Source organism: Actinoplanes sp. KI2, from assembly GCF_025630775.1.
GTDB lineage: Bacteria > Actinomycetota > Actinomycetes > Mycobacteriales > Micromonosporaceae > Actinoplanes.
In genome coordinates, this window is the sequence record NZ_JAOSZE010000051.1 from 35303 (window position 1) to 50620 (window position 15318).

General features: G+C 72.1%; 12 protein-coding genes. 6 read left to right on the plus strand and 6 right to left on the minus strand.

Translation table 11 applies throughout. From position 1 onward, the window contains the following. The first annotated feature begins 90 nt into the window (after positions 1-90). The 3 genes from ODJ79_RS38990 to ODJ79_RS39000 all read left to right on the plus strand — a co-directional run bounded on the left by ODJ79_RS38990 (position 91) and on the right by ODJ79_RS39000 (position 4437). Positions 91-2394, plus strand: coding sequence for a hypothetical protein (locus ODJ79_RS38990; RefSeq protein WP_263028726.1), 2304 nt, complete (start codon positions 91-93; stop codon positions 2392-2394). Positions 2395-2465: 71 nt separating this feature from the next. Then, a complete protein-coding gene (locus tag ODJ79_RS38995; RefSeq protein ID WP_263028727.1) occupies positions 2466-3755 on the plus strand; it encodes a sensor histidine kinase in 1290 nt (429 codons plus the stop codon). A gap of 28 nt (positions 3756-3783) precedes the next feature. After that, on the plus strand, positions 3784-4437 hold the full coding sequence (locus ODJ79_RS39000) for a response regulator (protein ID WP_263028728.1): 654 nt from the start codon (positions 3784-3786) through the stop codon (positions 4435-4437). Positions 4438-4452: 15 nt separating this feature from the next. Here the strand turns inward: ODJ79_RS39000 and ODJ79_RS39005 are convergent, their stop codons facing one another. Further along, positions 4453-6108, minus strand: coding sequence for a class I SAM-dependent methyltransferase (locus ODJ79_RS39005; RefSeq protein ID WP_263028729.1), 1656 nt, complete (start codon positions 6106-6108; stop codon positions 4453-4455). Continuing rightward, the gene (locus ODJ79_RS39010) at positions 6105-6920 is read right to left on the minus strand and encodes a hypothetical protein (protein ID WP_263028730.1); all 816 of its coding nucleotides are present in this window, start codon (positions 6918-6920) and stop codon (positions 6105-6107) included. Before ODJ79_RS39010 ends, ODJ79_RS39005 begins: the two co-directional genes overlap by 4 nt. A gap of 285 nt (positions 6921-7205) precedes the next feature. Here ODJ79_RS39010 and ODJ79_RS39015 point away from each other — a divergent pair, with 285 nt between their 5' ends. Then, the gene (locus ODJ79_RS39015; protein WP_263028731.1) at positions 7206-9530 is read left to right on the plus strand and encodes a glycosyltransferase family 2 protein; all 2325 of its coding nucleotides are present in this window, start codon (positions 7206-7208) and stop codon (positions 9528-9530) included. Here ODJ79_RS39015 and ODJ79_RS39020 read toward each other — a convergent pair. The 4 genes from ODJ79_RS39020 to ODJ79_RS39035 are packed head-to-tail and all read right to left on the minus strand — an operon-like array spanning position 9484 to position 12175. Further along, complete coding sequence (locus ODJ79_RS39020; protein ID WP_263028732.1) at positions 9484-9936, minus strand: hypothetical protein; 453 nt, start codon at positions 9934-9936, stop codon at positions 9484-9486. The genes ODJ79_RS39015 and ODJ79_RS39020 overlap by 47 nt on opposite strands. Beyond that, complete coding sequence (locus ODJ79_RS39025) at positions 9923-10666, minus strand: SDR family NAD(P)-dependent oxidoreductase (RefSeq protein WP_263028733.1); 744 nt, start codon at positions 10664-10666, stop codon at positions 9923-9925. The genes ODJ79_RS39020 and ODJ79_RS39025 overlap by 14 nt, the downstream gene beginning before the upstream one ends. Then, positions 10659-11921: an AMP-binding protein gene (locus ODJ79_RS39030; RefSeq protein WP_263028734.1), complete on the minus strand. Its 1263-nt coding sequence runs from the start codon at positions 11919-11921 to the stop codon at positions 10659-10661. The genes ODJ79_RS39025 and ODJ79_RS39030 overlap by 8 nt, the downstream gene beginning before the upstream one ends. 2 nt (positions 11922-11923) lie before the next feature. Then, positions 11924-12175, minus strand: a complete 252-nt coding sequence (locus tag ODJ79_RS39035) for an acyl carrier protein (protein WP_263028735.1) — start codon at positions 12173-12175, stop codon at positions 11924-11926. Positions 12176-12250: 75 nt separating this feature from the next. Between ODJ79_RS39035 and ODJ79_RS39040 the strand changes: the two genes are divergently transcribed. Then, the gene (locus ODJ79_RS39040) at positions 12251-12775 is read left to right on the plus strand and encodes a GNAT family N-acetyltransferase (protein WP_263028736.1); all 525 of its coding nucleotides are present in this window, start codon (positions 12251-12253) and stop codon (positions 12773-12775) included. A gap of 90 nt (positions 12776-12865) precedes the next feature. Continuing rightward, on the plus strand, positions 12866-15052 hold the full coding sequence (locus tag ODJ79_RS39045; RefSeq protein ID WP_263028737.1) for an MMPL family transporter: 2187 nt from the start codon (positions 12866-12868) through the stop codon (positions 15050-15052). Positions 15053-15318 lie beyond the last annotated feature (266 nt).

A 15318-nucleotide genomic window follows, 5' to 3' on the forward strand; every position in this document is an offset into this window, starting at 1 on the left:
GCTGGGTCTGTCGCCGCGCCTGGGAGTCGTCGTTGTGAGTGTCTTCACCCTTCGGTCGGTGGTCGCACCGTGTTCCTCGGTGGTCGCACCGTGACCGAGGCCGTGCTCGACACCCCCGCCGAGGTGACGCCGACGCCTGCCGCACGGCCCAGTCGGCTGCTGTCCGCCGCGCCCTGGCTGATCGCGGTCGTGACCACGGTCGCCGTGCTGGTCGCGACCGGCACCCCGCCCGTCGACATCCTCCGGTACGCGGCCTACTTCGCCGTCGCCGTGCTGCTGCCCGGCACGCTCGTGCACCGGGCGCTGCGCGGCAGCCGGGGCAACCTCCCGGAGGATCTGGGCCTCGGTGGCGCCACCGGCCTGGTGCTGCTGCTCGCCGGCTGGGCGCTCGCCGCCGCGACCGGCCTGCAGGTCCTGCTCCCGGGCTGGCCGCTGCTGATCATCGCGCTCTTCCTCGCCGTGCCGCGGCTGCGCCGGCACTGGCGGATCGCCGACCCGCAACCGCTGCCGGCGACCTGGTCGTGGGCGGTCGCGGTGGCGATCGCGCTGGCCGTGCTCTCGCTCGCCCCGACCTGGCGCAGCACGCCGTTGCCGCCGGCCGACGCGTCCTGGTACCAGGACCTGGGGTACCACCTCGCGCTGGTCCGCGAGATGATGCGGTCGATGCCGTTCCAGGTGCCGGAACTGGCCGGCGACACCCTGCACTACCACTTCCTCTCCGACGCCGACATGGCGACCGCCGCGATGATCACCAAGATCGACCCGGCGACCGTTCTGCTCCGGCTCTGGCTGCCGCCGATCATCGCGCTGACCGCGCTGGTCGCCGCCGCCCTCGCCCGGCAGCTGGCCGGCAAGTGGCGGGCCGGTGCGCTCGCCGGCCTGCTCGCGGTGGCCGGGCTCCCGCTCGTGCTCGGCTCGCCGATCGTCGCGCTCGGCGGCACCTCGATCACCTACTTCAGCCCGTCGGAGTGCTACCAGTTGCCGCTGGTCGGGCTGCTGCTGGCGATCGCCGCGGACGTACTGCGCGGGCGGCCGCTCGGCTGGGCCTGGGCGCTCGTCTTCCCCCTCGGGGTGGCCATCACCGGCGCCAAGTCGAGCGGTCTGCCGCCGGTCGTGGCCGGGCTCGCCGCGGCCGGAATCGCGATCGTCCTCTGGCACCGCGAGCGGCTGCGCGCCACCCTCGCGCTGTTCGGGCTCCTCCTGGTGGCGATGCTGGTCGGATACCAGGCCTTCGCGGGCGGGGGCGCGGGCACGCTCACCGTGCAACCGCTGTCGATCGTCTACAGCTTGCTGCCGTACCGGGAGACCTTGGGCGCGAACGACCTGAACGACGGCAGGATGCCGCTCGGCATCGCCAACGCCTCGGCGTCCGGGCTGGTCTTCGTCGCCGCGCTGATCGGCTGGTGGCTGCTCGTGCAGATCGGCCGGCTGGCCGGCCTCGCGCTGCTCGTGGTCGGCCGGGCCCGGCGCGACCCGGCCGCCTGGCTGCTCGCCGGTGTGACCGTGGCCGGCCTCGGCGGGATGTGGCTGTTCTGGCACCCCTCGGGCAGCCAGTCCTACTTCTGGATCGGCGTGCTCCCGTTCGCCACGATCCTCAGCATCTGGCTGCTCGCCGACCGGGCCCCCGGCCCGCGCGCCGTGATCGGCGGGCTGGCCGCCGGCGCGGTCTGGGCGGTCGCCGCGCCCAAGTTCGCCGCACCGGCCGCGCACAGCACGGCCCGCGCTTGGTCCCGGGTGCTGCTCGAGCCGGTGCTTCTCACCGCCGGGGTGGCGGTCGTGGTGGTGGCGGTGGCGCTGGTGGTGCGGCGCGGTCCGGGCGCCCGGCGAGCGCTGCCGGCGGCGCTGCTCGCGGCCGTGCTCGGCGCCGGCTTCGGCGGCTTCGTCGCCCGGATGGCCCCCCACCTGCCGCACGCCCTGGACGGCGCCAAGAGCCGGGCGAACCCGTCGGTCACCCGGGACGAGATGGCCGCCGCGCAGTGGCTCGACAAGCACGCCGGCGCCGACGACGTCCTCGCCACCAACGTGCACTGCCAGCGGTCCAGCCCGAAGGGGACGTGCGACGCCCGGGCGTTCTGGGTGTCCGCGCTCACCGGCCGCCGCGCGCTCGTGGAGAGCTGGGCCTACACCGACCAGGCGGTGGCCGCCAACGGGGTGAACGGCCTGCGGTACTACAACCAGCCGGCGCCCTACCCCGAGCGGTACGCCCTGAACGAGCGGGTCTTCGCCGAGGGCGACCCGGCCGACGTGGCCGCCCTGCGCACCCGGTACCACGTGCGCTGGCTCTTCGCGGACAGCCGGGTCGGGCCGATCTCGCCCAGGCTGGCGCAGTCTGCCGTGCTGCGGCACGCCGACGGCCCGGTCAGCATCTACGAGCTGGTCGACACGCCCCAGTAGGGTTAGCCCTACCGCCGATTCGGCGGTCAGCGGGATCGGAGGGGGGCCCGTCGATGCCTAGCGTCAATGACATGACGACGACCCCGACCTCCGCCCCGCCCCGCCGGATCCTCCGGCAGATCGGCCTCGACACGCAGTACGTCCTGATCGGGTTCCCGATCGGGATCATCGCGGTCTCGCTCTGCATGACCGTCTTCTGGCTGGGCGTCGGGCTGAGCGTCGTCTGGATCGGGCTGCCGATCCTGCTCGGCGCCATGTACCTGGCCCGCGGCCTGGCCGTGCTGGAACGGGCCCGGATCGGCCCGATCCTCAACCGGCGACTGGAGCACCCGTACTACAAGAAGCCCACCGGCGACGGCTTCCTCCGCCGGTTGCTCGCCCCGCTGAGCGACGGGCAGAGCTGGCTCGACCTGCTGCACGGCATGTTCCGCTTCATCCCCAGCACCATCTCGTTCTGCTTCGTGCTGACCTGGTGGGCCGGCGTGCTCAACGGGTTCACCTGGGGCCTGTGGGGCTGGGCGCTGCCGAACGGGCCGAACGACCAGGACCTGCCCGACCTGCTCGGCTTCGACGGCAGCTACGGCACCAAGGTCGCGTTCTACCTGGCCACCGGGGTCTTCTTCGCGGGCACGCTGTACTGGGTCGTGCGGGGTTCGGCGCTGCTCGAGGCGTACTTCGCCCGCGGCCTGCTCTGCGGCATGAACGAGCTGCGCGAGCAGGTCGCCCAGGCCGAGGCCGCCCGCGAGGTCGCCCAGCAGCAGAAGGCCGCCGCCGTCTCGGCCGAGGCCACCGCGCTGCGCAAGCTCGAGCGGGACATCCACGACGGGCCGCAGCAGCGCCTGGTCCGGCTCGCGATGGATCTCGGCCGCGCCGAGCAGCAGTTCGCCACCGACCCCGACGCGGCCCGGGCGACCGTCGCCGAGGCGCTCACCCAGACCCGGGAGACGCTCGACGAGCTGCGCGCGCTGTCCCGCGGGATCGCCCCGCCGATCCTGGTCGACCGCGGCCTGCAGGCGGCGCTCACCGCGCTGGCCGGCCGCTGCACGGTGCCGGTCGACCTGGACGCGCCGCCGATCGAACGGCTCGACCCGGCCGTCGAGTCCACTGCGTACTTCGTGGTCGCCGAGGCGCTGACCAACGTCGCGAAACACAGCCAGGCCAGCGAGGTGCAGGTCAGCGTCGAGCGGATTGCCACCGGCCTGATGGTCAGCGTGGCCGACGACGGGATCGGCGGCGCCAGCCTCGCCAAGGGACACGGGCTGGCCGGGCTGGACGACCGGGTGCGCGCGGCCGGCGGGGTGCTGGCGGTGGACAGCCCGGCGGGCGGCGGGACGCGGCTCACGGCGGCCCTGCCCCTATAGCCGCACGCCGTCTGACAGCATTGGCGGCATGCGGGTCGTAATCGCTGATGACGCGGTGCTGCTGCGTGAGGGTTTGATCAGGCTCGTCGAGGAGAACGGCCACACCGTGGTGGCGGCCGTCGGCGACGGGCCTGCCCTCGTCGCCGCCATCGTCGAGCACAAGCCGGACGTGTCCATCGTGGATGTCCGGATGCCGCCGACGCACACCGACGAGGGGCTGCGCGCGGCGGTCGAGGCCCGCGGCCTGGTCCCGGGCACGCCGATCCTGGTGCTCTCCCAGTACGTCGAGGTCTCGTACGCCGACGACCTGCTCGCCGACCGGCTGGGCGCGGTCGGTTACCTGTTGAAGGACCGGGTCTCCCAGGTCGGCGAGTTCCTCGAGGGCTTGCGCCGGGTGGCCGGCGGCGGCACCGTGCTCGACCCCGAGGTGGTCAGCCAGCTGCTGGTGCGCCGCCGCCGGGACGACCCGCTGCGCAACCTCACCCCGCGCGAGCGCGAGGTGCTCGAGCTGATGGCCGAAGGCCTGTCGAACACGGCGATCGCCCGCAAGATGGTGGTCACGGACGGCGCGGTGGAGAAGCACGTCCGCAACATCTTCACCAAGCTCGACCTGCACCAGGACGAGGAGCAGCACCGCCGCGTCCTGGCGGTGCTGGCCTACCTCCAGGGCCTCCCGGGCTGAGGCGCGCGGTCGGGGTCAGCCGCGGAGCTTGCGGGTCAGCCGCTTCGCTCCCCGCAGGCGTCCCTTGACAGCCCGGCCGAGCCGCAGCGCGCTGGGCGGGGCGGCCTCCTTCAGCCGGGTCGTCAGCTGGCCTCGGGCAATCTGCCGGTATGCCCCGCGGGCCTTGGCGACCTCGCTCCACGCCGTCGCCAGCTGCGTCTCCGCCGCCTTGAGCCGGGTCTCGAACCAGCGCGCCCGGGCGGCGTTGGACTCCTCGAACCGCTCGGCGGCCGCCGTGACCGCGACCGGCACGCCGGACCGCGGCGCGAGCGGCTGGTCCAGCCCCGCGTCGGCGACGACCCGCCGTACCGCGTCGTCGGGCACGGGCGTGCCCCGCATCGCGGCGACCCAGGCGACCGCCTCGGCCGGCGTCAGGTGCGAGGGCCAGGTGCGGCGGTAACCGTGCTGCTCGACCCGGCGCACCAGCTCGGCCACCGCGATCAGCAGCTGCTCGTCCGCGGTCTTGGCCACCGGCGTCGGGCCGGGGTCACCGAGGGCCAGCGGCCGGTGTTCGCCGCCGGCGCCGACGACGACCCGGCAGGCCGGGGCCGAGGCCACGTCGCTCAGCGTCGCGAGCCACTCGGCGTACCCGCGGACTGCCGACCGCAGGGCGGCCTGATCCGGGGCGACCACCGCCTGCGCCAGCACGTCCGAGAGCAACGGGCCGGCGGGCACCGCCGAACCGTCCGGCAGCACCGGGCGGCCACCGGCCAGCCGGACCGCGACCGGCGCGCTCCGGTCGGCGGCCAGCCACGCCACCACGTCGTCCGCGGTCGGGTCGGCGGTCGGTGCGCTGACGACCAGCCAGCCGGCGGCGAACTCGGGCAGCCGCCCGGACCGCCAGACCCGCCGCATCAGCGAGGGGACATCGGCCGGCGGCCGGGTGCGTTCGAGCACCCGCACGGCCGGTTCCGACAACGCCGCGAGCAAGCCGGCGTGCTCGGTCCGGTCCACCGACCCCGCGGCCGGACCCCAGGCGAGCACCGGCGCCGACGGCAGCGGGTAGACCGGCCAGATCGCGGCGCCGGGCCCGAACTGCTCGGCCAGATCGGCGAGTCCCCGCGGGCGGGTGTCGTCCGCGTCCGCTGGGCGGCTCCAGGCGGGCTCGGACTGGTCGGCCTCGGGCTGGACCTCCGCGGTCAGCCGGTGCACGCCCAGCTCGTTGTGCACCATCACGACCAGGACGCCGTCGGGCGTCAGCAGCCGGCGCAGATCCGCCAGGGCGGTCCCGAAGGCCGGCTCCGGGCCCTCGGTCGAGTACAGCCGGACGACGTCGTCGAGCGCGACCACCGCGTCGTACCCGGTGTCGTCGAACCGCTCGAGGCTGCCGCAGACGACCCGGACCCGGCTGCCGTCCGCCTCGGCGTCGAGGGCCTCGCTGACCAGCCGTGCGTCCGGGATCGAGCGCACCAGGCAGGTCAGCTCGCCGTCGATCGCGCCGGCCACGGCCGCGAGCAGGTCGGGTTCGTGCGGCCCGGCCACCAGCACCCGGGACCGGCCGGCCAGGGCGGCGAGCAGGATCGGGAGGTGGGCCCCGCTGCGGGCCGGCTCCCAGGCCGACGTGTGGTCGGACCAGGCGGGCATCTCGCCGCCGAGCAGCCGTACTCGGCCGGGCAGGTCGTGATCGCTCATGCCATGCTCCATCCGAGCTCGTAGCTCAGTTCCTGCGGGCTCAGCAACTCGTCGAGTCCGAGCTCCGATCGGGTCACCTCGGCGAGAAGTTTCGGGTCGATGGACTCGCCATGCAGTTCCGGGTGCAGCCGCTGGACGTAATGCTTGCCGTCGAATCCGCCGCGGTCCTCGACGAAGTCCATCTGCGGGCCGTACACGCCGGCCTCGCAACCCACCGACGCGCCGTAGAAGATCGCCGTGGTGAGCCGGTTCGACGCCACCCGCTTGTGCCGGCGCAACTCGGCGAGCTGCTTGTAGAGGAATCGGGCATCGGTGCCCTTCCAGGCCGTACCGCGCTGACCGTGACAGATCACCCGGAAGCCGGCCCGCTCGTAGGCGCGCCGCACCTCGGGCATGTCGTACTCGATCCAGTACAGGCAGACCGTGACCGGGCCGGGCTCGACTTCCTTGATCCGGGCGATCAACTCGCCGTGGTCGCCCTCGATGCTGCCCTGTTCCCAGGTGTGGAACGGGTAGAAGATCGTGCCGGATCGCTCGGCCGGCTGCTCCGGCTGCTGCGCCACCAGGTACGCCCAGGGCGAACCGATCACCGCGTAGTCCCGCCAGCCGATCAGATGGCCGCGGCGGCGCGAGACGTCGGACCAGACGTACTTGAGGAACCCGTCGGGCGGCTCGTGGCCCGGGCCGAACCCGTGCAGGATGTTCCAGCCGTGCTGCACCACCCCGTTGATCCGGGGTGGCTTGACCGGGTCCTTGCCGCAGTAGGCGGCAAGGATGTGGGCATGCCCGTACCAGTGGTTGCTGGAGTCCATGAGCTCGCATTCAGCGTCGGCGCGCGATGTCGCCCCGGGATTCTACTTCGACGCCGGGTCCCGGCCGATTCGGCTCCCGGCGGCCCGGCGAGGTGACGGGCCGCACTCCTCGCCGGGGACCCGTCACTAGCAACATCATTTGCCGTTGATAACGTCTCGGCCAAAAGAGTCCCTCGTCGAAACTGGTATCGTGCCGACATCCCACCCGGCTTCCCGCCGCGTAGCCATGTCCGCCGTCCGGGTCCGCCCGTGCGAACCGCCCACTCGCATCCGTGAGGAGGCAGCATGAAACCCCGGCTCAGTGTGGTCGTGCCGTTCTACAACGTCGAGGCGTACATCGGAGACTGCCTCGACTCGCTGGTCCGCCAGACGTTCGACGACTTCGAGGTGATCCTCGTCGACGACGGGTCGCGCGACGGCAGTTCCGTGGTGGCGAAGTCCTTCTGTGACCGCGACCACCGGTTTCGCCTGGTGACGCAGGAAAACCAGGGGCTGGGCCCGGCCCGTAACACCGGCACCCGGCACGCCGAGGGCGAGTACCTGACCTTCGTCGACAGCGACGACCTGGTCGCCCGCCACGCGTACGAGATCATGGTGCGGTCGCTGGACGGCACGGGCTCGTCGTTCGTGGCCGGCAACGCCCGGCGCTTCAACAACACGCGCGGCGTTCGCCCGTCCTGGGTGCACCAGGTCCCGTTCCTGAAGGACCGGCCGGCCACCCACATCTTCGAGTTCCAGGCCCTCGCGCGAGACCGCATGGTGTGGAACAAGGTCTATCGGCGGTCGTTCTGGGACCGTTTCGGCTACGAGTTCCCGGCCATTCGGTACGAGGACTACCCCGTCACGTTGAAGGCCCACATCGACGCGGTCACCGTCGACGTCCTCGCCACGCCCGTCTACTACTGGCGGGAGCGCGAGTCGGGCGAGTCGATCACCCAGCTCAAGTACGAGTACTCGAACCTGTACGACCGGGTGGTCTCGGCCGAGATCGTGCTCGACATGATCGACGAGCGGGCACCGGAGTTGCGGGGCGAGGTGCAGGGCCTGCTCGCGGAGATCGACCTCACGGCGCTGATCCTGGCGTTCAGCTCGGTACCCGAGGACGAGCGGGACAAATTGGTACAACTCGGCCAGCGGCTGGCGCAGCGGCTGGACCGGCAGCTGCGGCGGGAGGGCTCCCCGTACGAGATGCTGCAGTACCACGCCCTGCAGACCGGCGACGTCGATCTGCTGTGCCGCCTGGCGCAGTTCCGGCTCGACGGGGGTCTGCGCGGCGGCGCCCTCGCCCGGCGGAACCCGGTGCTGCCGTGGCGCTTCGAAAACCAGTACCCGGGCCTGGAGGACCACCCCCGGCGGGGGCCGCGCAAGCTCTACCAGCTGCCGCACCACCAGATCGACCTGGCCAACTCGGTGACCTGGGTCGGCTGGGACGACGACGATCTGATCGTCCGCGGCACGGCGGAGATCCGCCACCTGGCGCACGACCCGAAGTCCACCCTGCGGATGTGGCTGGTCCGCGACCACCAGCGGACCCGGGTGGCGGTCAGCCGGTTCGAGACCCTCGACGAGCACGGCAAGCCGGCCGAGGTCGGCTTCGAGGCGCGCGTGCCCCGTGCGGTGCTCGCCGGCTTCGCGCCCGACGAGGCGCTGTTCCACCTCCAACTCGAGATCCGCCGGGGCCTGCTGCGCCGCCGGTCGATGCTGCGCAACCTGCGTCCGGGCAACCCGTACTACGCACCGGGCGCCTGGGTCGCCGACGACGTCTGGATCCAGCCGACCCGCGCCGGCAACGGGCAGCTGGTCCTGATGCAGCTGATCCGGCCGTACGAGCTGACCTCGGCCCGGGTGGAGGACGGCGCGTTCGTCCTGTCCGGCCGGCTGCCCGGGGCGGACGCCGAGACCCCGTTCCGGCTGAGCCGGTCGTCGGGCGATGCCGTCGTGCCGATGGAGATCCACGACGGCGACGACGGCACGACCTTCACGGTCCGCCTGCCCTTCGAGGCGATCATCGACACCGCGAACCCCGACGACCCGTTCACCCAGCGCACGATCCGGGTGCCCCGGGTGGGTGACGGCGACCAGAACTGGCTGCTGGCCAGTGGCCTCACCCGATCCGTGTGGGGCGTGCACGAGGACCGCCTGCTCATGCTGACCCGCTCGCCGGCCAACTACGTCAACCTGACCGAGGGACCGCTCCGCCCCGTCGCCGAGGCGCTCGAGGTGCCGTCCGGCGACGACGCCCCCCGGCTGACCGTGAGCGGGCCATGGCTGGAGACCGGCGGCACCCGGTTCGTCTGGCGCCGCTTCTTCGACGACTCCAACGACTACATCGACGCCGAGTGCGAGGTGGCCGACGTGGACGGCCACTGGTCGGCCGGCATCGCCGTCGCCGACCTGCTGCCGCCGCCCGACATGGTGCGCTCGTCGCTCGACCCGCTGGCCGGCCTCGTCGACTGGACCCTGTTCGCGGAGTCCGTCCGCGGCGAATCGGCGCACGCGGTCCAGGCCGACGTCTTCCTGCTCGACCACCTGCCGATCGAGTTCCCGGCCGGCGATCGGCGGATCACGATTCAGCCGCGGGCGGACACGGTGCACCTAGAGGTGTACTGAGCGGCTCGAGCCGCTCGAGCGGCACGCAGGCCACCGACACGGTGAGGTCGTCGATGGTCAGGGTCCGCCAGACCGCCGGCCGGTCGTGCGGGACGTCCAGCCCGTACCGCCGGAGCCAGCGCAAGATCGGCATGTCGTACGCCTTGCACAGGCTTTCCGCGCGGGTCCACCGCGCCCAGAAGTCCACCGTTCCGTAACGGCTGCCCAGCGTGGGCGGCACGGCGGCGTCCCGCCGCTCGGCGTCGATGGCGAGGCGATAGCCGGCCGGCGGCGGGCCGTACCAGCCGACGGTGCGGAAATCGGCGGTGTGCGAGCGGCTCAGCGCGTCGCCACCGCCGTTCACCCGCAGATGGTCCTCGGCCCGGTCCAGGTAGTCGCGGACGTCGGCGCGGTCAGATCGAGGCACCGCCGTCGACCTCGAGCACCTGGCCGTTGATGTTCGTGTTCTCGCACAGCAGCATGCGGATCACCGGTACGACGTCGTCCGGGTCGGTCAGGTGGCCGGTCGGCGTCCGCCGGGTGATCTGGTCGAGCTGGGTCTGGCCGAGCACGGCCGACATCTCGGAGGCGAAGAACCCCGGCGCCACCGCGTTGGCCAGGATCCGGCCGTTGAGCTCCCGGGCGATCGTCCGGGTGGCGGAGTCCATGCCGCCCTTGGTGGCGGAGTAGGCGACCAGGCCGGAGTACCCGCGCTGGGCGCAGATCGAGGTGACGTTGACCAGCCGGCCCCGCAGGCCCTTGGCGAGCATCCGCCGCAGGAAGAGGCGGGTCAGCACGAGCGGCGCGGTCAGGTTGGTGTGCACGATCTTCTCGATCTGGTCGACCGAGGTGTGCACGTGCAGCGAGTCCTGGCCGATGGCCGCGTTGTTGACCAGGCCGTCGATCGGACCGAGGCGGTCCTCGGCCTCCCGGATGAACGCGGTGCAGGCCGCGATGTCGGTGATGTCGACCGAGCCGATGTGCAGCTTGCCCTCGTACTTGTCGGCCAGGTCATGCAGCTCGGGCGTCACCGTGCGCGCGAAGGCGGCGACCTTCAGGCCCTCCGCCAGGAGGCCCGAGACGATGGCGAGCCCCAGTCCGCGCGAGCCGCCGGAAACGAGTACGACGGATGAGGGCGGGATCACAGCGTCAGACATCGCTCTTCAGGGTCTCCTTGACCGGGATTTCTTCCAGAAAACGAATGCGGCGCGGCACGCCGTAGTCGGGCAACCGGTCACCACACCACTTTACGAGGGCGGTCTCGTCGACCTCCGCGCGGTCGGCCGCCGGCGCGAGAACCACCTCGGCCGCGACCATCCGGCCCACGATCGGCGCCTTGCGCGAGGTCACGCGGGCCCAGGCCACCTGCGGATGGGAGGTGAGCACGTGCCGGACGAGCCCGGCCGAGATCTTCGACCCGCCCACGTTGATCTCGTCGCTGTTGAGCCGGCCGACGATGTGCACCCGGCCATCGATGATCTCGACGCGGTCGCCGGTGCGCACCGCGCCGGTCAGGCCGACACCGTGGTACGGCGAGCGGATCACCAGCTCGTCGCCGTCGACGGAGATCGACGGACGGTCGGGCGCCGACCGGTCGAGCCACTCCTGCGGGAAGCCGGCCCGGCCGTCGTGCACCACGATCGACGCGCCGAGCTCGGAGGACGCGTAGATCCACGAGATCCGCGCGGCGGGGAAGATCTGTCGCAGCTGGTCGAGGATCGCCTGGTCGACCGGCTCGCCGCCGAGCGTGATCTGGCGCAGCGGGACCCGGGCGAGGGCCTCGCCGTCGCGGTGGATCGCCTGCCGCCAGAACGTCGGCGTGCCGGACGCGGCCGTGACCCCGTGCTCGCTCGCGATCTGCGCCCAGATGTCGAGCTCGCTCGGCTCGATCACGACGAGGTCCTGTCCGGGCTGGGTGAGCGAGAGCGTCACCACCTGCCACCAGGCGTACGTGCCCGGCGAGTACGGGCACAGCCACGTCCGCGGTTCCTGGGTGCCACGCACCGTGGTCAGCGAGTCGAGGGTGTGGCCGACCCGCTTGGGCCGGCCGGTCGAGCCCGAGGTGAGCAGCCACAGCCGCTCCGGATCGGCGGCGCGCTGCCGCCCCTTCTCGACCACCGTGACGTCGCCGTCGTCGAGCCGGACGACGGTGAAGCCGGCGTCGGCGAGTTCGTCGCGCAACTCGGAGTCGACCCGGGACGGGGTGCTGAGCACGAGCTCCGTCCCCTGCACGGCGTGCTGCCGAGCGGCGGCCAGCGCATCGAGGCCGGTGGCCGCGAGCACGGCGACGGGCGACGGCAGGTCAGCGGTGCGAAGCTCGCGCCAGGTCAGCTGTCGCCCGCTCGCGACGATGCGGTTGCCATCGCCGGCGAGGCCGGCCACCCGGGCAGGCCTCTCGGGAACGCCGGGCACGCTCACTCCGACTGCAACTGCACGAGGAAGTCGAGGACGTCACCGACAGTGGCGATCTGCCGCAGGCCGGGCGCGTCGAAGTTCAGCTCTTCGCCGGTCTCGTCCTCGACCCGCAGGGCCAGCTCGGAGAAGTCGAGGGACCGGAAACCGATCGTACGGAGATCTGCGCTGTCGTCGTCCGGAAGCTCTTTGCCCTGGTTTTTCATGACCTGCGCCATGAGGTCGCGGACCTGGGACCGACTCAGCGAGTTCATGGTGCCGAAGCATACCTGGTCGGGAACGGCGTACCCGGGCGCCTTGTAGCGTTCAGATGAAACAGCGATGGAAGGGTGAGCGATTACATGCTGCGACCGGCGACCGACGATGATCTCGACGCGATGCGGATGTGGCGCAACCAGCCGCCCAACCGTGAGGTCAGTATCAACAGCCACGAGATCGGTGCCGAGGAGCACGCGGCCTGGTGGTCGAAGGTGCGCACCGACCCGTCGCGGCAGGTCCTGATCTATGAGCGCGACGGCGTCCCGGCCGGCGTGGTCAACTTCTTCGACCTGTCCCCGGCCGGGCCGGGCCGGACCGGCTCGTGGGGGTTCTTCCTCGACGCCGACGGCCTCGGGGAGCGCGGCGAGACGCTGCCGGCCTGGCTCGAGGTGATGCGGGAGGCCGGCGACCACGCGTTCGACGCGCTCGGCCTCGACGAGCTCACCGGCGAGGTGCTGGCCGACAACGTCGTCGTCCGGCAGATGAACCGGCGGTTCCGGTTCGTCGAGGGAGAGCCCGAGGTACGCGAGGCGGACGGGCGGACCATCACGGTGATCCCGATCTCGCTGAAGCGGGAGAACCGCCGGCGCCGCTGAGCGCGTATGTCCCGGGGTAGGGCTAGCCCTACCCCGAAGACGGGAGTCAGCCGCATCGATCGGGATCGGCGTTCTTCATAGCGTCGATCCATGCGAAACGCGGAGAACGTCAAGGGGATCGCGGCACGGGCCGCGATGTGGAGCGCCCGCCATCGGACGCTCGCGATTCTGGGGTGGATCGCCTTCGTGGTGGGCGTGACGGTGCTCAGCGGACAGATCGGCACGCGGGACGCGGTTGACTCCGACTACGGGCACGGCGACTCGGGGCGGGCCGACCACATCGTCCAGCAGGCCGGGTTCCCGGTGGAGCCGGCCGGCGAGATGGTGATCGTGCAGAACCGGGCGGGCACCGACCGGTCCGCGGCGATCGCGGACCTCACCCGGCAGCTCCACACCACGCCGAACGTGACCGACGTGCAACCGCCGATCGAGTCGGCGGACAAGCGCTCGTCGCTGATCACCTTCGGCATCGCCGGCGACCCGGAGACGGCCAAGGAACGGGTCGGGCCGGCGCTCGACACGGTGGCCCGGGTGCAGGCGTCCCACCGGGACCTCTACATCGCCGAGGGCGGCGACGCGAGCGGCGACAAACTGATCGGTGACGACCTCGACAAGGGCCTGAACCGGCTCGGCATGCTCTCCATCCCGGTCACCCTGGGCATCCTGCTGGTCGCCTTCGGCGCGGTGGTGTCGGCGCTGCTGCCCGTCGCGCTGGCGGTCACCGCGGTGGTGGGTGCGATCGGGCTGCTCGCGGCGGCCAGCCGGCTGGCGCCGGCCGACGAGACGACGATGCACGTGATGCTGCTGGTCGGCCTGGCGGTGGGGGTCGACTACTGCCTGTTCTACATCAAGCGGGAACGGGACGAGCGGCGCGCCGGGGCCGACGCGCACCGCGCCCTGGTGATCGCGGCGCAGACCTCGGGCCGATCGATCTGGGTCTCCGGCCTCACCGTCATCGTGGCCATGGCCGGCATGTTCTTCACCTTCGACACCACCTTCGTGAGCTTCGCGGTCGGCACGATCCTGGTCGTCGCGACGGCGATCCTCGGTTCGCTGACCGTGCTGCCGGCCATGCTGTCGGCGCTCGGCGACCGGGTCGACGCCGTCAAGATCCCCGGGCTGTACCGGCGGCGCAGCGACGGCCGGCTCTGGAACGGCTTCCTGCGGCTGGTCCTGGCCAAGCCGCTGATCTCGGCGATGGTGGCGGTCGGTGCGCTCGCGGTGATCGCGGCGCCGGTGCTGGACCTGCGGACCAAGGGGCAGGGCATCGAGGACTTGACGCCGAACGCGCCGATCGTGCAGGCGTACAAGGCGGTCGACGCGGCGTTCCCGAGCAAGACGTCGCCGGCCGAGGTCGTGGTCGAGGCGTCCTCGGTCAAGGGCGTCCAGTTCGACCGGCAACTGGCCGGCTTCAAGCGGGCGGTGGCCGCCAGCGGCGGGAAGCTCACCGGCCCGGTCGAGGTGCGGATCAACCCGGCCGGCACGGTGGCGGTCGTCTCGGTCGGCCTGGTCGGCGAGGAGGCGCTCGACACCCTGCGCCAGAACGTCGTGCCGGCCACCTTCGGCCGGATCGGGGGCGCGACCGCCCTGGTCACCGGGGAGAAGGCCGGGAACGCCGACTTCAACGCGCGGCTGGACGCGAGCCTGCCGTGGGTGTTCGGGTTCGTGCTCGGGCTGGCCTTCCTGCTGCTGCTGGTGTCGTTCCGGTCGGTCGTGGTGGCGTTCACCGGGGTGGTGCTGAATCTGCTGTCGGTCGCCGCCGCGTACGGAATGCTGGTCTGGGTCTTCCAGTACGGCCACTTCGAGAAGCAGTTGCAGTTCCAGGCGGCGAGCGGCCTGACGAACTGGATGCCGCTGTTCCTGTTCATCATCCTGTTCGGCCTCTCGATGGACTACCACGTCTTCGTGCTCAGCCGGATCCGGGAGGGCTACGACCGCGGCCTGTCCACCCGGCAGGCGGTGCGCGAGGGCATCGGTCGCACGGCCGGCGTGATCACCAGCGCCGCGGTCGTCATGGTGGCGGTGTTCGCGCTGTTCGCGACGCTGCCGCTGGCCTCGACCAAGCAGCTGGGCGTGGGTCTGGCCGCCGCGGTCCTGCTGGACGCGACGATCATCCGGGCGGTGCTGCTGCCGGCGGTGATGGCGCTGCTCGGCGAGAAGAACTGGTATCTGCCGCGCTGGCTGGGCTGGCTGCCGCAGATCGCCCACGAGCCGGCGCCGCAGGCGTTGGCGGACGGCCCGGCCCGCGGCGAGCGGGAGCTGACCCCGGTGGCCTGACCGGCGGGAGTGCGAGCCGACCCGGCGCAGCGATGGGGGCAGATCGCGCGCCGGGTCGACCCCGAGCAGCCGGGAGAGACTTGGCGGCGTCCGCCCCCGGCCGGGCCTTGAAAAAAATTCGCATTGCGCGTGTCCACTGTAGGCGCACCGCCGAGCGGTGCGTCGCCCCGGGTCCGGACAAACGCGTGCGCAGGGTCCGGAGTACGGTGAGGCCACTCACTCGCGCGACTAGTGGGGCAAATCCGGCAATCGAGCGATGTCACTGC